This window comes from Pseudomonas sp. GW821-FHT02H09 (genome assembly GCF_059421425.1).
Window position 1 is genome coordinate 114,765 of the sequence record NZ_JBWKVA010000016.1, and the last position, 17,276, is coordinate 132,040.

General features: G+C 59.4%; 16 protein-coding genes and 1 pseudogene. 12 read left to right on the plus strand and 5 right to left on the minus strand.

Going from position 1 to position 17,276, the window contains the following annotated elements; all coding sequences use genetic code 11:
• Positions 1-72: 72 nt before the first annotated feature.
• On the plus strand, positions 73-1,530 hold the full coding sequence (locus AC07VR_RS21060) for an NAD-dependent succinate-semialdehyde dehydrogenase (RefSeq protein WP_495012433.1): 1,458 nt from the start codon (positions 73-75) through the stop codon (positions 1,528-1,530).
• A 26-nt stretch (positions 1,531-1,556) separates the two neighbouring features.
• Entirely contained in the window at positions 1,557-2,636 is a 1,080-nt protein-coding gene (locus AC07VR_RS21065) for a tartrate dehydrogenase (protein ID WP_494992991.1), read from the plus strand.
• Positions 2,637-2,762: 126 nt separating this feature from the next.
• Here AC07VR_RS21065 and AC07VR_RS21070 read toward each other — a convergent pair whose 3' ends face one another.
• Positions 2,763-3,689 carry a 2-hydroxyacid dehydrogenase gene (locus tag AC07VR_RS21070; RefSeq protein WP_495012434.1) on the minus strand — a complete coding sequence of 309 codons (927 nt, stop codon included), beginning with the start codon at positions 3,687-3,689 and terminating at the stop codon, positions 2,763-2,765.
• A 272-nt stretch (positions 3,690-3,961) separates the two neighbouring features.
• Here AC07VR_RS21070 and gabT point away from each other — a divergent pair, with 272 nt between their 5' ends.
• From gabT to AC07VR_RS21115, 9 genes are all read left to right on the plus strand, one after another.
• Complete coding sequence (gene gabT, locus AC07VR_RS21075) at positions 3,962-5,254, plus strand: 4-aminobutyrate--2-oxoglutarate transaminase (RefSeq protein WP_495012435.1); 1,293 nt, start codon at positions 3,962-3,964, stop codon at positions 5,252-5,254.
• Positions 5,255-5,349: 95 nt separating this feature from the next.
• A complete protein-coding gene (locus tag AC07VR_RS21080) occupies positions 5,350-6,006 on the plus strand; it encodes an HAD family hydrolase (protein WP_495012436.1) in 657 nt (218 codons plus the stop codon).
• Positions 6,007-6,051: 45 nt separating this feature from the next.
• Complete coding sequence (locus tag AC07VR_RS21085) at positions 6,052-6,540, plus strand: Lrp/AsnC family transcriptional regulator (protein WP_003174918.1); 489 nt, start codon at positions 6,052-6,054, stop codon at positions 6,538-6,540.
• A 334-nt stretch (positions 6,541-6,874) separates the two neighbouring features.
• Positions 6,875-7,642 (plus strand): COG4705 family protein, encoded by a 768-nt coding sequence (locus AC07VR_RS21090; RefSeq protein ID WP_495012437.1) that lies wholly within the window; start codon positions 6,875-6,877, stop codon positions 7,640-7,642.
• 29 nt (positions 7,643-7,671) lie between these two features.
• The gene (locus tag AC07VR_RS21095) at positions 7,672-8,109 is read left to right on the plus strand and encodes a hypothetical protein (protein WP_495012438.1); all 438 of its coding nucleotides are present in this window, start codon (positions 7,672-7,674) and stop codon (positions 8,107-8,109) included.
• A gap of 139 nt (positions 8,110-8,248) precedes the next feature.
• The gene (locus tag AC07VR_RS21100; protein ID WP_495012439.1) at positions 8,249-8,914 is read left to right on the plus strand and encodes a response regulator transcription factor; all 666 of its coding nucleotides are present in this window, start codon (positions 8,249-8,251) and stop codon (positions 8,912-8,914) included.
• A complete protein-coding gene (locus AC07VR_RS21105; RefSeq protein ID WP_495012440.1) occupies positions 8,890-10,275 on the plus strand; it encodes a sensor histidine kinase in 1,386 nt (461 codons plus the stop codon). The genes AC07VR_RS21100 and AC07VR_RS21105 overlap by 25 nt, the downstream gene beginning before the upstream one ends.
• Positions 10,276-10,359: 84 nt before the next feature.
• Positions 10,360-10,731: a hypothetical protein gene (locus AC07VR_RS21110; RefSeq protein WP_495012441.1), complete on the plus strand. Its 372-nt coding sequence runs from the start codon at positions 10,360-10,362 to the stop codon at positions 10,729-10,731.
• Between the two features lie 3 nt (positions 10,732-10,734).
• The gene (locus tag AC07VR_RS21115) at positions 10,735-10,917 is read left to right on the plus strand and encodes a DUF1289 domain-containing protein (RefSeq protein ID WP_494992983.1); all 183 of its coding nucleotides are present in this window, start codon (positions 10,735-10,737) and stop codon (positions 10,915-10,917) included.
• 45 nt (positions 10,918-10,962) lie between these two features.
• Here the strand turns inward: AC07VR_RS21115 and AC07VR_RS21120 are convergent, their stop codons facing one another.
• The 4 genes and pseudogenes from AC07VR_RS21120 to AC07VR_RS21135 all read right to left on the minus strand — a co-directional run.
• Positions 10,963-11,157 (minus strand): hypothetical protein, encoded by a 195-nt coding sequence (locus AC07VR_RS21120; RefSeq protein ID WP_494992982.1) that lies wholly within the window; start codon positions 11,155-11,157, stop codon positions 10,963-10,965.
• A 237-nt stretch (positions 11,158-11,394) separates the two neighbouring features.
• The gene (locus AC07VR_RS21125; protein ID WP_495012442.1) at positions 11,395-12,717 is read right to left on the minus strand and encodes an ABC transporter ATP-binding protein; all 1,323 of its coding nucleotides are present in this window, start codon (positions 12,715-12,717) and stop codon (positions 11,395-11,397) included.
• Positions 12,718-12,731: 14 nt separating this feature from the next.
• Entirely contained in the window at positions 12,732-14,474 is a 1,743-nt protein-coding gene (locus AC07VR_RS21130; RefSeq protein ID WP_494992980.1) for an ABC transporter permease, read from the minus strand.
• A gap of 557 nt (positions 14,475-15,031) precedes the next feature.
• Positions 15,032-15,265 (minus strand): annotated as a pseudogene (locus AC07VR_RS21135) (flavohemoglobin expression-modulating QEGLA motif protein); the annotation flags it as partial.
• 217 nt (positions 15,266-15,482) lie between these two features.
• Here AC07VR_RS21135 and ggt point away from each other — a divergent pair.
• Complete coding sequence (gene ggt, locus AC07VR_RS21140) at positions 15,483-17,210, plus strand: gamma-glutamyltransferase (protein WP_495012443.1); 1,728 nt, start codon at positions 15,483-15,485, stop codon at positions 17,208-17,210.
• The last annotated feature ends 66 nt before the right edge of the window (positions 17,211-17,276 follow it).

The window sequence follows — 17,276 nt, forward strand, 5'->3', positions numbered from 1 at the left end:
TTGCGACGCTTTCAGCATCCTCGGTCGTGGCACCTCCCTAGACTGGCAAGTGTCTCGGATCAGGACTCGACCATGCTCAAGAATCGTTTGAAAGACCCAAGCCTGCTGGTAGAACGTGCCTACATCGACGGTCAGTGGATCGGCGCCGACAACGCCGCGACCCTGGACGTCATCGACCCGGCCAACGGCCAATGCCTGGCCCGGGTGCCGGCCATGCAAGGCGCGGAAACCCGCCGCGCCATCGAAGCGGCAGAGCGGGCGTGGCCGGCGTGGCGTGCACGTCCGGCGGCGGAACGTGCGGCGCTGCTGGAGCGCTGGTATCAGGCCATGATCGACAACCTTGACGATCTGGCGCTGATCATGACCTGTGAGCAGGGCAAACCGTTGAATGAAGCCAAAGGCGAAATTCGCTACGGCGCCGGTTTCGTCAAATGGTTCGCCGAGGAAGCTCGGCGGGTTTACGGCGAAACCATGCCGGCCCCCAGCGGCGACCGCCGACTGTTGACCCTCAAGCAACCGGTCGGGGTCTGCGCCGCCATCACCCCGTGGAACTTCCCCAACGCGATGATCACTCGCAAGTGCGCGCCAGCCTTGGCGGCCGGCTGTCCGATCATCGTCAAACCCTCGGACCTGACGCCGCTGTCGGCGCTGGCCCTGGCGGTACTGGCCGAGCGTGTCGGCATCCCGGCCGGGGTGTTCAACGTGCTGACCGGGATGCCCACCGGCATCGGCGAAGAGCTGACCGGCAACCCGACGGTGCGCAAGATTTCCTTCACCGGTTCCACCGCCGTGGGCCGCTTGCTGATGCGCCAGAGTGCCGAACACATCAAGCGCTTGAGCCTGGAACTGGGCGGCAATGCGCCGTTCATTGTGTTCGACGACGCCGATCTGGAACAGGCGGTGGCCGGCATCATGCTCAGCAAGTTTCGCAACGCCGGCCAGACCTGCGTCTGCGCCAACCGCATTTTGGTGCAGGACGGCATCTACGAACGCTTCGCCCAGCGGCTGGTGGAGGAGGTGGGCAAGCTCAAGGTTGGCAACGGCCTCGACGCCGACGTCACTATTGGCCCGCTGATCAATCCGGCGGCGGTGAGCAAAGTCGCCCGGCACATTGACGACGCCCTGAGCCAGGGCGCGCGTTTGCTCTGCGGCGGTGTTCCCGAGGGCGACAGCCAGTTTGTCCAGCCAACGGTACTCGGCGAAACCCACGCCGGCATGCTGCTGGCCAATGAAGAAACCTTTGGCCCGGTGGCGCCGCTGATGCGCTTTACCGATGAAGCCGAAGCACTCGCATTGGCCAATGCCACGCCCTATGGCCTGGGCGCCTACTATTTCACCCAGGACTTGCGCCGCTCATGGCGTTTCGGCGAAGCGCTGGAGTTCGGCATGGTTGGCCTCAACACCGGAATCATTTCCATGGAAGTCGCGCCGTTCGGCGGCATCAAACAGTCGGGGCTTGGCCGTGAAGGCAGCAAGTACGGCCTGGATGAATACCTTGAAGTCAAAGCCTTCCATATCGGTGGGCTGTAATTCACAGACACGGGGAGGCATGATTGATGAGCAAGACATTCAGAATCGCCGCGATTGCCGGCGATGGCATCGGCAAGGAAGTTCTGCCCGAAGGGCTGCGAGTCCTGGAGCAGGCCGCGAAGAAATGGCAGCTGGATTTGAGCATTGAGGTGCTCGATTGGGCCCACTGCGATTACTACCTGGAGCACGGGCAGATGATGCCCGACGACTGGTTCGAACAGCTCAAGGGCTTTGACGCGATCTACTTCGGCGCCGTGGGCTGGCCGGACAAGGTGCCGGATCACATTTCCCTCTGGGGTTCACTGCTCAAGTTCCGTCGGGACTTCGACCAGTACGTGAACATCCGCCCTGTGCGGCTGTTTCCGGGCGTGCCGTGCCCATTGGCCGGGCGCAAACCGGGGGACATCGATTTCGTGGTGATTCGCGAGAACACCGAGGGCGAGTATTCCTCGGTCGGCGGCAAGATGTTCGAAGGCACCGAACATGAGTTCGTCTTGCAAGAGTCGGTGTTTACCCGGCGCGGCGTGGACCGGATTCTCAAGTTCGCCTTCGAGCTGGCCCGGACCCGACCACGCAAACGCCTGACGGCGGCGACCAAGTCCAACGGCATTTCCATCAGCATGCCGTACTGGGACGAGCGCACGGCGTTGATGGCCGAGCAGTACCCGGACATCACCTGGGACAAACAGCACATCGACATTCTGTGCGCGCGTTTCGTGCTGCAACCGGACCGCTTTGATGTGGTGGTGGCGTCGAACCTGTTCGGCGACATCCTCTCCGACCTCGGGCCGGCCTGCGCCGGAACCATCGGCATCGCGCCTTCGGCCAACCTCGATCCGGAGCGGCGTTTTCCGTCGCTGTTCGAGCCGGTGCATGGCTCGGCACCGGATATCTATGGGCAGAACATCGCCAACCCGATTGCGATGATCTGGTCCGGGGCGTTGATGCTGGATTTCCTCGGCAACGGTGACGAGCGTTATCGCGCCGCGCATGACGGGATTCTGCAGGCGATCGAGCGGGTGATTGCCGACGGGCCGATCACCCCGGACCTGGGCGGGAAGGGCTCGACTCAGGAGGTGGGCAGAGCGATTGCCGACAGACTCTAAACCCAATGATCGTTCCCACGCTCTGCGTGGGAACGCAGCCCGGGACGCTCTGCGTCCCAAGCGGACGCGGAGCGTCCGGTGAGGCATTCCCACGCGGGAGCGTGGGAACGATCAATGGGGGTGTGTTCAGTAACCTTGTTTTCGATCGATCTGGCCCACCATCGACTCGCCCCGTTGATGCCGGCGAATGTTCTCCAGCAACACCCCGAACGCACTTTCCGGTTGAGTCATCGCCGCGATATGCGGCGTCAGCAGAATCTGCGGATGATCCCAAAAAGGATGGTCCGCCGGTGCCGGTTCTTCCTGCAGCACATCGAGTACGGCGCCGCTGAGCTGTCCGCTGTCCAGCGCCTCAAGCAGATCACTTTCCACCAGATGCCCGCCACGTCCCATGTTGATCAGCGCCGCGCCATGGGGAAGTTGCCGGAACAGCCTGCGATCGAGGATGCCCTGGGTCTGTTCGGTCAGTGGCAACACACACAACAGAATGTCGCACTGGCTTAGAAACGCCGGCAGTTGTTCGGCACCGGCATAGCAATCGACGCCCGCGATCCGGTGGGCACTGCGCGCCCAGCCGGACAACGCAAAGCCCAGGGGCTGCAAAGTGGCGAGAATCTGCCGGGCCTGGGTACCGAGGCCCATGACGCCCACCCGGCGCTTGGCCGCTGGTTGCAGTAAGTGGGCTTGCCAGCACCGCGCCGCCTGTTGCTGGCGATAGCGGAGCATGTCCCGGTGCAGGCTGAGCACCGCAAAACTGGCGTATTCGCACATGCCGCGGGTGATGCCGGGGTCCAGCAGGCGCACCACCGGCAAGCTCGCCGGCAGGCGGCTGAGATCCAGTTGATCGACTCCTGCGGACAAGGCGAACAGCACGTGCAGATTGGGCAGCAGAACCTCGAGATCGTCAGGTGCCTGCCAGGCAGCGAGGTACTGAATGTCCTTGGCGTCGCCGATGTCCGGCCAGGCGCGCCATTCGATATCCGGGGCGTGCGCGGCGAACAGCGCTTTCCACTGTTCGCCGCGCACAGGGTCGGCTTTATAAAGCAGGGCCATGGGCATTTCCTGAAAGGTGAAGGTGCTGTCCAGCATGGCGCAATGACAGAGCAGGATCTGTCGAAAGGGCCGGATTAAACGCGTTGCGCCACGTTCTATTGGCCATGACCCGGCAGAATCGACGGGCTGAAGGAATCTGCCGTTTGGCAGGGTGAAAACAGTCGATCCGAATTTCTCAGGGGGCAAGTTCGGCGTAGTTCGTTTCGCGCAAGCCTTAACCTGAACACCATCGCAACCACTTCCCGGTTGCCGGACTCACGATGGGAAATGCCATGAATAGCAAAGTCGACGAAACCCCTCATTTGCTCCGTCAGCGCGATCAATTCGTGCCACGTGGTCTGATTACCGCTCACCCGTTGGTGATCGATCGGGCCCAGGGTGCCGAGTTGTGGGATGTGGATGGCAAGCGTTACCTGGATTTTGTCGGCGGCATCGGTGTGTTGAACATCGGTCACAACCACTCGAAGGTGGTCGCTGCGGTGCAGGCCCAGTTGCAAAAGGTCTCCCACGCGTGTTTCCAGGTGGTTGCCTATAAGCCTTACCTCGATCTGGCCCAGCGTTTGTGTGAGTTGGTCGGTGGTCAAGAAGCCTATAAAGCGGCCTTTTTCACTTCCGGTGCCGAAGCCGTGGAAAATGCGGTCAAGATCGCCCGCGCCCACACCAACCGCTCGGCAGTGATCGCGTTTCGCGGCGGGTTTCACGGTCGCACCTTGCTCGGCACCACGCTGACCGGCATGAGCCAGCCGTACAAACAGAACTTCGGACCGTTCGCGCCAGAGGTGTTTCATACCCCATATCCGAATACCTATCGCGGTGTCAGCAGCGAGATGGCACTCAAGGCACTGGACGAGTTGCTGGCCACCCAGGTTGCCCCTGAGCGGGTCGCGGCCATCATCATCGAACCGGTGCAGGGCGACGGTGGTTTCCTCTCGGCGCCGGTGGAGTTCCTCCAGGCCTTGCGTGCCCTCACTGAAAAGCACGGCATCGTGCTGATTCTCGATGAAATCCAGACCGGTTTCGGCCGTACCGGCAAGTGGTTCGGTTTCCAGCACGCCGGCATCCAGCCGGACCTGGTGACCGTCGCCAAAAGTCTTGCCGGTGGCTTGCCGCTGTCCGGAGTAGTCGGTAAGGCCGAGATCATGGACGCACCGCTGCCCGGCGGCTTGGGTGGCACCTACGGCGGTAACGCCCTGGCCTGCGCTGCTGCACTGGCGGTGATCGAGGCCTACGAGCAGGAGCAATTGCTGTCCCGTGGCGAAGCCTTGGGCGAGCGTCTGCGTCAGGGGCTGCTGCGCTTGCAGGCCCGCCACCCGCGTATCGGCGACGTGCGAGGCACCGGGTTCATGCTCGCACTCGAATTGATCAAGGATGATGAGGCCCGTAGCCCGGATGCAGACCTGACCCAGCGGCTGATCGATGAAGCCCGGGCAGGCGGCCTGCTGGTGATCAAATGCGGGGTGTACCGCAACGTGCTGCGCTTCCTCGCGCCGCTGGTCACCCGGGAAGAACAGATCGACGAAGCGCTGCGGATTCTTGAAGCGGCACTGGCACGAGTCTTGAACTGAACTCATGCCTGCTCGGGGCGGTGCCGCAGGCTATCGCCCGGGAGCATTTATGGAGCATGAATTGATGGAACGCATCATCGGAGGCTTTGTACACCATGGGGCTGACTGATTATCGAGCACTGCTCATCGATTGCGATGAGGTCCTGGTCGATCGGGACTCGGGTGTCTGGACGGCATTGCAACCGCTGCTCGAAAGCTTGGGCGGTAATCCGGACAAGGAACAGGTGCTGGCCGAGTACGGCGAGGTCGTGCGTGCGCTTTACCCGCGTTTCGGTGAGCTGGGCTTCAGTGGCCTGCTGTGTTTCGCCCATCGCCAGTTGGCCGAGCGCTGGGGGCTGAGGGCCAGTTGGGAGGAGGGCATGAGCTTTGCCCGCTCGGTCACCAGTTGGTCGCTGTTCGAGGATGCGCCCGGCGCGATGTTGTACCTGCGCAAGTTCTATCGCATGCTGGTGCAAGGCGACCGGGATGCCGAAGATCGAGGGCTGCTCTGTGAGCGTTTGGGGATCATGCCCGATGATTTCATTTCACTGGCCAGCGATCCCTTGCTGGATCACGACTGGTTGCAGGCCAATGAGCTTGAAGTCGGGACAATTCTGCAAGTGACCCGGCCATCTGCCGGTCGGCAGGCTGCCACCCATGTGTGCCTGATCTGTCGTGGTCGGGCGAAACACCTTCAGCCTTGCGCCGCGGATTACTGCATAAACAGCATGGCTGATCTGGTGGCTCAGCATCAGCTGTCTTTACGGCGCTGATTTTGCTAGAAGATTGTCCTACAAACGGCAATCAAGAGGTACCCAATGGAAGGTTTAGTGAAACTGGACCGGATCGATATCAGCATCTTGGTTGAGCTGCAGAAAGACGGTCGCATGACCAACGTCAGCCTGGCCGATGCCGTGGGATTGTCGGCAAGCCCCTGTTTGCAACGGGTCAAACGGCTTGAATCGGCCGGGTATATTTCCAGCTACAAGGCTCACCTGAATCTGGCGAAGATCACCGATTCGGTCACGGTCTTCACCGAGATTACGTTGAGCGACCACAAGCGTGAAGACTTCGCCAAGTTCGAATCCAATATCCGTCTGGTGGACGAAGTGCTCGAATGCCATTTGATCAGCGGTGGCTATGATTATCTGGTGCGCTTCATGACCCGCAGCATCCAGCATTACCAGGAAGTGGTCGAAAGCCTGCTGGACAAGAACATCGGCATCTCCAAGTACTTCAGTTACATCGTCATCAAGTCTCCGGTGCTCAAGGACGGCGTGCCGCTGCGCAAATTGCTGCGTCACTGAACTGACTCTGCAAACATCCTCCTGTTATGCAGCTTGCCGCGCCTTTAAAAGAGGCGCGCGACGGGCTGCTTTGACGTACCAATCAATCGGTAGCGTATTTGGAGTGCGCCTCGATAGAGCCTTGGGCCTGCTGGGTCTCTCGTTGCGCCTGATTTTGGTGTGTTTCGCATAAATAGCTGTTTCCGGCCACAAAAATGCTCGTCGAGGGCACCGTGTGCAGCGGGTTCGCAACAGCGCTCCCGACGAATGTCGACGTTCCTCAGTCCCAGCTAAGTTTGCCTGCGTAGTCTCTCTCCTGCGCCAATTGCAGCGCTGTTATGGAGACGCACCCCACATGAAGCCGCTTACAAAAGCCGATTGGCTCAACAAAGTCCCCGAAGTGACGCTGTCGTTCTGGGTCATCAAGATCATGTCCACCACCGTGGGTGAAACCGGTGCCGACTTTCTTGCCGTCGATGCGGGTTTAGGACAGGGTTTGACCAGCATCGGCATGGCTGTGCTGCTGGCGATCGCACTGTTCGGGCAACTTCGCACACGCGCCTACACACCCTGGATTTACTGGCTTACCGTGGTGCTGGTGAGCGTTGTCGGGACGCAGATTACCGATGTGCTCACCGACAAGCTGGGCATCAGCCTGTATGCCAGCACGGCCGTATTTTCCGTACTGCTGGCGATCAATTTCATGGTCTGGTTCAGGTTTGAACGCAGCCTGTCCATCAATGAAATCGTCACGCCGCGCCGGGAGTTGTTCTATTGGGCGACGGTGCTGTGCACCTTTGCGCTGGGCACGGCGGCCGGCGATCTGGCCACCGAGGCGCTGGGCCTTGGCTTCACACTGGGCGCTGTGATTTTCGGCGGGCTGATCGCCGGGACTTTCGCCGCCTGGCGCCTGGGTGGCAATACGGTCCTGACTTTCTGGATCGCCTACATCCTGACCCGTCCTTTCGGCGCCTCCCTGGGAGACTTGCTGACTCAAGCCAAGACCTATGGTGGCCTCGGCATGGGCGCCATGTGGACCAGCGCCATTTTCCTCAGTGTCATCCTGATTCTGGTGGCCGCCGCGCAGATGAGCGTCGGCAGTCGCAAACTCGTCACTGAATAACACGTTCAAAAGCCTATCAAGGAATCATCATGGTCTACGTTCAAACCGCCATCCGTAAAGCCGCCATCCTTTCAGCCATCGTCGTATTTGGCCTGGCCGCCGGGTGTTCGAAACCTGCTGACGCCCCAAAAACGAGCGCTACTTCGGGCGCGGCCAGTGTTCAGCAGAGCTCGGCCTCGAAACTGGGCGACCTGTCGGCGTTCCAGAGCATTGCGGCAAACGTCGCCGATCTCGTCGACAAGAACGACTTGCCGGGCGCGAAAACACGTATCAAGGACCTGGAATTGTCCTGGGACTCCGCGGAAGCCGGCATCAAGCCTCGTGCTGCCAGTGACTGGCATGTACTGGACAAGGCCATTGACCTAGCACTTGAGGCCTTGCGCGCCAGCACCCCGAAACAGAGCGACTGCAAGGCGGCAATGGATGATTTGCTGAAAACCTTCAATTCGCTGCAAGGAAAGAAATGACGGCAAGAAGCGAAGGGGACGGCTTTCAATCCAGATAAATCTCTTCGCGCACGCTTGAACAGGTGATTCAATGCGGGCTCGACACTCACGCAGGTATACCCGCGTGAGTGTCGAGCCTCACTTATCACCGGAGAGGGCCATGCGGATATTGCTGGTCGAAGACGATCCCATGATCGGGGATGCGATCCAGGGCGCGCTGACGGATGCCAGTTACGCCGCCGACTGGGTCAGGGATGGGCTGACCGCCCTTACTGCGCTGGACACTCAACATTATGACCTGGTGCTGCTTGACCTTGGCCTGCCCGGCAAGGACGGCCTTGCGGTATTGAGCAGCATTCGTGCCGGCAACAACGGCGTTCCACTGCTGATCATCACTGCCCGCGACAGCCTCGACGATCGCTTGCGCGGCCTCGATGGCGGCGCTGACGACTACCTGCTAAAACCCTTTGAAATGGCGGAATTGCTGGCCCGCATGCGTGCCGTTCTGCGCCGCAAAGGTGGCAGCGCGTTACCCGTGTTCAGCAACGGCGTGGTGTCGCTGGATCCGATCTCGAAACAAGCCAGCACCGAAGAAAATCCCGGCGTCCAGCTCTCCAGCCGTGAGTTCTCGCTGCTGCAGGCGCTGTTGATCAGGCCGGGCGCGATTCTTTCGCGCAGCGATCTCGAAGACCGTATCTATGGCTGGGGCAATGAAGTGGAAAGCAATGCGGTGGAGTTCCTGATCCATGCACTGCGTCGCAAGCTGGGTAGCCACATCATCAAGAATGTCAGGGGTATGGGATGGATGGTTTCAAAAAGCGACTGAGCGAGTCAGTCCAACTCAGGCTGTCCGTTTCCCTGTCGCTGGTCATCCTGATCGTCGCTATCGTGGCCGGTATTTTCGCCTTCGTCTCTGCCTTCGATGAAACCCTCGAAATGCAGGACAATACCTTGCGTCAGGTGGCCGCGCTGTTCGAGCGTCAGCAGATGACGCTGGCCTATCCGCAGCACGGCGGGGGTATCGAGGGCGACGATGAAGAATCCAGGGTCATCATTCAGCACCTGACCGATGGCAGCAAGGCGTCGGGCAACGTTGATGCCGGGGCACCGCTGCCACTGCCGACCACGCTGGCCGATGGGCTGTCGACGCTGGAAGTCGGTGGCGAACCGTTTCGTGTGTTGGTCAAGACCATGAAAAGTGGCGAACGCATCGCCGTCGCGCAGGAAACCGGCGCGCGCGACAAGGACGCCCGCGAGAGCGCCTGGCGCGGCCTGCTGCCGTTTTTCATCCTGTTTCCCGTGCTCTTGCTGGTGGTTGCCGATCTGGTGCGCAAGCTGTTTCGACCCATCGCGGTACTGGCTTGTGAAATCGACCAGCGCGGCGAGCAGGAACTGCACCCCATTGACGAAAACCATCTTCCCGCCGAAATCCGCCCCTTCGTGCTGGCCATCAATCGATTACTCAACCGTGTGGCTCAGTCGATGGAAACCCAGCGCCGCTTCGTCGCCGACGCCGCCCACGAACTCCGATCGCCGCTGACGGCGCTGTCCCTGCAAGCCGAACGCCTGGCTGGCGCAGACATGTCGACTCTGGCCCGGGAGCGTCTGTTTCCGTTGCGGCGGGGGATCGAGCGCGGCAAGAATCTCATTGATCAACTGTTGGCGCTGGCCACCGCACAATCGACCTCGATGCTGCCCACATCGCCGGTTTCCGTGCATGGTGTCTATCGTCGCGTGCTGGAGGACCTGCTGCCGCTGGCCGAAATCAAGCAGATCGACATCGGCGTCGAGGACGAACAGGATGTGCAGGTGCTGATCAACGAGATCGACCTGCTCGCCGTGGTCAAGAACCTGGTCGATAACGCCATTCGCTATACACCTGCGGGCGGGCGGGTGGACCTTTCGGTGGGCATGGAGGCGGGCGGGGCGCTGTTGCAGATCAGGGACTCCGGCCCCGGGATTGCGGCTGAGGAACGGGAGCGTGTATTCGATCCGTTTTATCGCAGCCTGGGGAGCCATGAGGTGGGGTCCGGACTGGGGCTGTCCATCGTCAAGGCGATAGCGGATCGCAACGGGGCACGGATCCGCCTGGGATTTTGCGATGAGACGGGAAGAAGCGGGTTGTGTGTTTCGGTGTGGTTGCCGTCAGCGATCACCCGCAGAGCCCCCGTCGTCGCCCGTCTGTAGGAGCGGATTCATCCGCGAAAAGAACACATGGCTGGCCCATATACCCCTTCGGCCAGCTCTGGATACTCATACAAGGATCAACCCATGCTTTTAAGCAAACGCGATCAGGCGCGAATCGAGCGTCGCCTGGTGGCTACCCTGACCGAGGCTTGTGAGACGGCCAAAGCGGAAATTACAGGGTTCTCCTGGCTGACCCACGAGGTGGATTACACGGTGTTCCCCGCCAGCCTGATGGTTACCTGGATCTTCGACACGCAGGTCAACAAGAGCCAGGCCCTGGCCAGCGGGCGAGGTGAGCGCATGGTCGAACTGACTGCCGCGGCGTTCAGTGACGCGGATATTGTCGTCAGTCCGGTCTCGGCCTACGTGCAATTTGACACTGAAGAGCAATGTCAGCGCGCCAATGCCGGAAACTGGCAGCAACGCCTGGCGCGCAAGCGCTCGACTCGAGGTTGACGCATGGCCAAAGATATCGAAAACCCGTGTATTGCCGTTTGTCAGCTGCGCGGTGAGCTGTGTGTGAGTTGTGGCCGCACCAAGGAGGACATCAGAAAATGGAAGCGCATGAAGCGCCCCGAAAAGATGGCCGTCGTGCAACGAGCGAGCCTGCGCCTGCAAAGTCTGCAAAAAAAGAACGCGTAAGCCGCTGGCTTCATCGCGGACAAGCCATCCGACACTGGAACCGTTTCAGTCGTGCAACAGTCCCGAACTGTATTGATTGAAACTGTTACCCAGCGTTGCCCCCCCAACATTCAGCTTGGGGTTACTGGTGTCAGACTGACGGCAACTCTCTGAAAAACAAGTGCTGGTAGTCATTCCAGAGCAGGCGCTCAACAATAAAGTGCTGACCATTAAAAAAACTTTGACGTGATTCAACTTCATTTTTCAGTCTCGCCTGGCTGGAAGCTACACAATGCATGATCCGATAACCTTCCGAACGCCGCCACATACCCTGCCATTGTTCCAATCTGTCGCAGGAGTGGCGCAGCATTAGCGTCAAACGCATGGCTGTTGGAGTTTGGTACAGGTTCTGTATTTTTCGTATTTCTTCATGGGGATCCTGTCGGCCAGCAGGGCACACAATCGTGCTCTGCCTTGGCCTGTCTCCCGTGGCGAGTGCTACAGGCTGCCTTCGACGTCTTCCAGACTGAACGTCTCGGTGTGGTCGTTATAGGAAAAAATTTCAGCGTATCGTCCCCAGCTGATTACGCTTTCCAGTGTTTCTTCCACAAAAGCTTCACTGAGTGAATCTTCCAGTTCCTGCTCGAAACGTACACGTGGCGCCCAGTGCCCGTGCCGTTCCTGCAATACCTGGCGGATTCGCGCGGCCAATGGCACCTGTCTGAGCAGATGTTCCGCGAACATGACTTTGCGTTCCTGGGTGCCGTACTCGGCGAACAGCTTGCCAGCCTCGGTGAGTGTGATCTCGGCACCCTTGAGTTCAGCAAACCCCAGATGTTCCAGCATCTCTGCCACCGGGAACAAATCGTCCACTTCCAGCAACAACCGCTCTGCAACGTTCGGCAAGCCTGCATGGCCGTTATAGGGTTCGGCCGCCAGTGCTTCGATCAGGCCAGCCATCAGGTTGGTTGAGACATCCGGCAACTGACTGCCCACCTGCAGTTCGGCCTTGCCGGTCTTGGCGTCGGCTCTTCGCCGGTTGGTCATCAATGCATAGATGTCATCGACCATCTTGCGAAAGGGCTTATCCAGACGGTTGCGTGGGTGGGCGAACGGCACCTTGATTTCCGCCACAACCCGCCCGGGATTTGACGACAAGACCAGAATACGGTCGCACATCAATACCGCTTCTTCGATATTGTGAGTCACGATCAGGATGGATTTGATCGGTAGCTGCTCCCCGCTCCACAAATCCAGCAAATCGGTTCTCAGCGTTTCTGCCGTCAGTACATCCAGGGCAGAGAAAGGCTCGTCCATCAATAACAAGGTGGGGTTGACCACCAGGCCTCGGGCGAAGCCCACCCGTTGACGCATCCCGCCGGACAGCTCACGCGGGTAGGCGTTTTCAAACCCGTCAAGGCCGATCAGGTCAATCGCGGCCAGCGCGCGCTTGCGCGCAGCTTTTGGTTCTACCTGCAGCGCCTGGAGACCGGCCTCTACGTTTTCCAGTACGGTCAGCCACGGAAACAGGGCAAAGGTCTGAAAGACCATGGCCACACCTTCAGCGGGACCCGACAACAATGAGCCGTTGTATCGGACCTCGCCAGAGGTGGATTGTATAAGGCCGGCGATGATGCGCAGCAACGTCGACTTACCCGAGCCGGAGCGGCCCAGCAGGCCCACAATCTCGCCTTCGCGCAGGGTCAGGTCAACGTTGCTAAGAACTTGCCGCTCATCCTTGCCATTGCCAAAGCCCTTGCTCACCTTGGTGAGCGAGTAGATTTCGGAGGCTGCGCTGGAGTATTCGGTATGGCTATTCATGAGACCGACTCGGGTTAATTCAAACGGAGTTTGTTTTCAGCAATGGCGTACATCGGTCGCCACACCAAACGATTGAAGGCCACGACAAACAGCGACATGACCACCACGCCCAAGGTGATTTTCGGAAAATCGCCGGCCGCCGTGGTTTGCGCGATATAGGCACCCAAGCCATGTGCCACCACCTTGTCTTGTCCCCATGAAACGAACTCGGAAACGATACTGGCGTTCCAGGCCCCGCCAGAGGCGGTAATCGCCCCGGTCACATAATACGGGAAGATGCCGGGGAGCATTACTTTGCGCCACCACTGCCAGCCGCGGATGCGGAAATTGGTAGCCGCCTCTCTGAAGTCATTCGGAAACGCACTGGCGCCGGCAATCACGTTGAACAGAATGTACCACTGAGTACCCAGCACGATCAGTGGGCTCAGCCAGATATCCGGGTTCAACTTGTAGTGCAGGATCACTATGACAAACACTGGAAACAACAGGTTGGCCGGGAACGCCGCAAGGAACTGGGCCAAGGGCTGGATTTTTTCCGCAAGGTGCGGACGCAGACCAATCAGCACCCCAAGTGGAACCCAAATGAGTGACGCGACGGCAATCAGCAGAACCACCCGCAACAGCGTGATCAAGCCCAGACCGAGCACATGCCAGAGCTCTGCAAAGGTCGCTTCGCTGCTGACGTAGAGCACTATGTGGTACAGCGCGTAGAGGGCGAGCGCAGTAATCAGCCCGCCCCAGACCCAGTCAATGATTCGTGAGGTTGCCGGGCTCGTGTTCATCGCTATGGCCTGGGCTCGTGGCAAGCTCAGGCGCATGTGGCCAATGCGGGTCATGGCGCGGACAAAAGGTCGTAACAGACGCTGAATGACCCGGGTGCGCTGGATCAGATTCAGCACCCAGGACTCCGGTGCGCCGCCCTGGGAGGCCGTGTCTTCCATACGGAACTTGTCCGCCCATGCCACCAGCGGCCGAAACAGGAACTGGTCATAGATCAGGATGACCACAATCATCGCCAGAATGACATAGCCCACCGCATGCATGTCGCGCTGTTCAATGGCGGTCGCCAGATAGGAGCCCACGCCTGGCAGCGTGATGGTCTTGTCACCCACGGTGATGGCTTCAGAGGCAACCACAAAGAACCAGCCCCCGGACATGCTCATCATCATGTTCCAGACCAACCCCGGTATGGCGAACGGAACGTCCAGCTTCCAGAATTTTTGCCAGCCGGAAAGCTGCAGGCTGCTGGATACCTCTTCCAGATCACGGGGCAGCATGCGCAGTGACTGGTAGAAACTGAAGGTCATGTTCCAGGCCTGGCTGGTGAAGATGGCAAAAATGGCGGCGCATTCCGCGCCCAGTACTCGTCCTGGAAACAGCAACAGAAAAAATGTCACGGTAAACGAGATGTAGCCTAGAACCGGCACCGATTGCAGGATATCCAGTACCGGCACGAGCAATTTCTCTGCCCGCCGGCTTTTGGCAGCCAACGTACCGTAAACCAGGGTGAATATCAGCGAGGCAACCATCGCCGCGAGCATGCGCAATGTAGTGCGTACCGCATATTCGGGCAGGTTGGCCGGATCCAGCGAAATAACCTGGCTCTGCAAGGTCGAAATCGGCGCCCATGTCTCACGCGCACCGATCGAGAAAAACAGCAAAAAGCCGACAACCAGCGGCAGGGCTACCAGATCCCAGCGATTGGGCAGCAGCCGCCTTGCCGTAGCCGGGATGTAATGACGGAATACCTTTTTCATGTTCAGCGATTCCAGCAGCGTTCTGAGTGTGGTTCGTGACCACAGGTCAACACCTTCCAGAGTACAAACGCACGAAACTGCGTAGCAGAGGCAGTCTAAGCACAGCACACTCTAGAGCAGTGGTAAAAAAAACGACGGAGGGAGGCCACGCAAATGAACGCTACAGGGCAGTTGCCGGGGGAGCGGCCGAGTTACTCAGTGGTACAGACTGCTGAATAATGTCGCGCACCGGTTACGCCGTGTTCGGCATCCCATACATGGCCCACCGAGAATGGGCAGGATCCACGACTGGAGTCTCCTTTGGCGGGGTTGAAATGGGTATTGAGGCTGGAAAAGCGAAACCGCACCCTGACGGTAACGTCATCAAGCCATTGGCTTGGGTGTTGCGTGTGTTGTAGCTGCCAGCAGGCCAGGCGCCAATGAATCGCTTTTCAGGGCGGGATTATACGTATCAAAATATTACAGAAGTGTAAAATTCACATAACTTTTAAATATTAAAGGATCGCGCTCTGCACAGCGTCTGGTTCGGCTCTGCGCACTGTGCGTATCCATTGTCAGCCGTCGGGGTGCCCCTCATCGCAGCGACCCGCAAACGCTTCCAGGGAGGCGATGTCAGCACCGTGCTCGCGTGGGCGCAGCTCTACCCTGGGCAGTTCTGCACCTCCGGCGCGCGAGTGCGCCAGGAAGACTTCCTCGACCCCGTCCGGCCAGGCCAGGGCATCCAGCACGTGGATCTTGCGGGCCAGACCGGGTAGCGCGGTATCGAGTTCGGACAGGGGCGCTGTGCTCACGCAAACCTCCTTGGGGGACGAGGATCAGTTTTCCCAAACTCAGGCTCTGCCAGAGCATCGTGTTGCGGCTGGAGTCCAAGAGATTGCCCGCCTGGCGGGTGCGCGAGTCCGATGGCTGTGATTTAGCCGGTCGAGCAGGCTGAAACTGTCCTACAGTCTTTTGGCTGTCGGCCATCCGACACGACATTTACTTACCTTAAAACAAGAGAATCGACTCATGAATTTCGAGCCCCTTGCCAAATCATTTATTGCCACGGCACTCGCTCTTGGATTCACCTGTGCACAAGCAGCTTCGCAAGCCCCGGTCGCTGCCGAGAATGGCATGGTGGTCACGGCCCAGCATCTGGCCACCCACGTCGGCGTCGATGTGCTCAAGGACGGCGGCAACGCAGTCGATGCGGCGGTGGCGGTCGGTTATGCGCTGGCAGTGGTTTACCCCGCTGCGGGCAACATCGGCGGTGGCGGTTTCATGACCATCCAGTTGGCCGATGGCCGCAAGACTTTCCTCGACTTCCGCGAAAAGGCGCCCCTGGCAGCCACCGCGAACATGTATCTCGACAAGGATGGCAATGTCGTCCCGGACCTCAGTACAAAGGGACACCTGGCAGTCGGCGTCCCGGGAACCGTTTCAGGCATGGAGCTGGCGCTGAAGAAATACGGCACGATGAAGCGTGCCGATGTCATTGCACCAGCCATCAAATACGCCGAGGACGGCTTCGTGCTTGAACAGGGCGACGTCGATCTACTCGAAACCGCGACCGACGTCTTCAAGAAAGACATGCACGACTCGGGCGCGATTTTCCTGAACAAAGGTGAGCCGATGCAGGCCGGCCAGAAGCTGGTGCAAAAGGACCTGGCCAAGACGCTACGGGAAATCTCCAGTAAGGGGGCTGAGGGCTTCTATAAGGGCTGGGTTGCCCAGGCTATCGTCGACTCGAGCAAGGCCGGCAAGGGCCTCATCACGCAAGCCGACCTTGATAAGTATCAGACCCGCGAACTCGCGCCGATCGAGTGCGACTACCGTGGCTACCACGTCGTCTCCGCACCGCCGCCGAGCTCGGGTGGGGTCATTATTTGCGAGATCATGAACATCCTCGAAGGCTATCCGATGTCCAACCTGGGCTTTCACTCGGCTCAGGGGCTGCACTATCAGATTGAAGCCATGCGTCACGCCTATGTTGACCGCAACAGCTATCTAGGCGACCCCGACTTCGTCAAGAACCCGCTGGCGCACCTGCTGGACAAGGATTATGCGGCTAAGCTGCGCGCCGCTATCGCCCCGCAAAAAGCCGGTATTTCCCGCGAGATCAAACCTGGAGTGGCGCCTCACGAGGGTAACAACACCACGCATTACTCGATCGTCGACAAATGGGGCAACGCGGTCTCGGTGACCTACACCCTCAACGATTGGTTTGGTGCAGGGGTCATGGCCAGCAAGACCGGCATCATCCTCAACGACGAAATGGACGACTTCACCTCCAAGGTCGGCGTGCCCAACATGTACGGTCTTGTGCAAGGGGAAGCGAACGCTATCGCCCCAGGCAAAGCCCCACTGTCCTCAATGAGCCCGACGATCGTCACCAAGGACGGCAAAACACTCATGGTCGTCGGCACGCCAGGCGGCAGCCGGATTATCACTGCGACCTTGCTGACGATCCTCAACGTCATCGACTACAAGATGAATATTCAGGAAGCGGTCGATGCGCCACGATTCCATCAACAGTGGTTGCCTGAAGAGACTAATCTTGAAACGTTCGCCGTCAGCGCTGATACCCAGAAAATCCTCGAAAGCTGGGGACAAAAGTTCATCGGCCCGCAGAACGCCAACCATGTCGCGGCGATATTGGTCGGGGCACCTTCGCTCGGCGCAAAACCGGTCGGCAAAAACCGTTTCTACGGCGCGAACGATCCGCGTCGCAACACGGGCCTGTCACTGGGCTACTAAGTGATGTGAAGCCCTGTTTCAGGGCTTCGTTGAGCGGCGCAAGTTCAGCCTGATCGCGTTGAACCT

Coding starts and splice junctions, on each gene's coding strand:
- AC07VR_RS21060 (WP_495012433.1), top strand. CDS start 73: ATGCTCAAGAATCGTTTGAAAGACCCAAGCCTGCTGGTAGAACGTGCC.
- AC07VR_RS21065 (WP_494992991.1), top strand. CDS start 1,557: ATGAGCAAGACATTCAGAATCGCCGCGATTGCCGGCGATGGCATCGGC.
- AC07VR_RS21070 (WP_495012434.1), bottom strand. CDS start 3,689: ATGGCCCTGCTTTATAAAGCCGACCCTGTGCGCGGCGAACAGTGGAAA.
- gabT (WP_495012435.1), top strand. CDS start 3,962: ATGAATAGCAAAGTCGACGAAACCCCTCATTTGCTCCGTCAGCGCGAT.
- AC07VR_RS21080 (WP_495012436.1), top strand. CDS start 5,350: ATGGGGCTGACTGATTATCGAGCACTGCTCATCGATTGCGATGAGGTC.
- AC07VR_RS21085 (WP_003174918.1), top strand. CDS start 6,052: ATGGAAGGTTTAGTGAAACTGGACCGGATCGATATCAGCATCTTGGTT.
- AC07VR_RS21090 (WP_495012437.1), top strand. CDS start 6,875: ATGAAGCCGCTTACAAAAGCCGATTGGCTCAACAAAGTCCCCGAAGTG.
- AC07VR_RS21095 (WP_495012438.1), top strand. CDS start 7,672: ATGGTCTACGTTCAAACCGCCATCCGTAAAGCCGCCATCCTTTCAGCC.
- AC07VR_RS21100 (WP_495012439.1), top strand. CDS start 8,249: ATGCGGATATTGCTGGTCGAAGACGATCCCATGATCGGGGATGCGATC.
- AC07VR_RS21105 (WP_495012440.1), top strand. CDS start 8,890: ATGGATGGTTTCAAAAAGCGACTGAGCGAGTCAGTCCAACTCAGGCTG.
- AC07VR_RS21110 (WP_495012441.1), top strand. CDS start 10,360: ATGCTTTTAAGCAAACGCGATCAGGCGCGAATCGAGCGTCGCCTGGTG.
- AC07VR_RS21115 (WP_494992983.1), top strand. CDS start 10,735: ATGGCCAAAGATATCGAAAACCCGTGTATTGCCGTTTGTCAGCTGCGC.
- AC07VR_RS21120 (WP_494992982.1), bottom strand. CDS start 11,157: ATGAAGTTGAATCACGTCAAAGTTTTTTTAATGGTCAGCACTTTATTG.
- AC07VR_RS21125 (WP_495012442.1), bottom strand. CDS start 12,717: ATGAATAGCCATACCGAATACTCCAGCGCAGCCTCCGAAATCTACTCG.
- AC07VR_RS21130 (WP_494992980.1), bottom strand. CDS start 14,474: ATGAAAAAGGTATTCCGTCATTACATCCCGGCTACGGCAAGGCGGCTG.
- ggt (WP_495012443.1), top strand. CDS start 15,483: ATGAATTTCGAGCCCCTTGCCAAATCATTTATTGCCACGGCACTCGCT.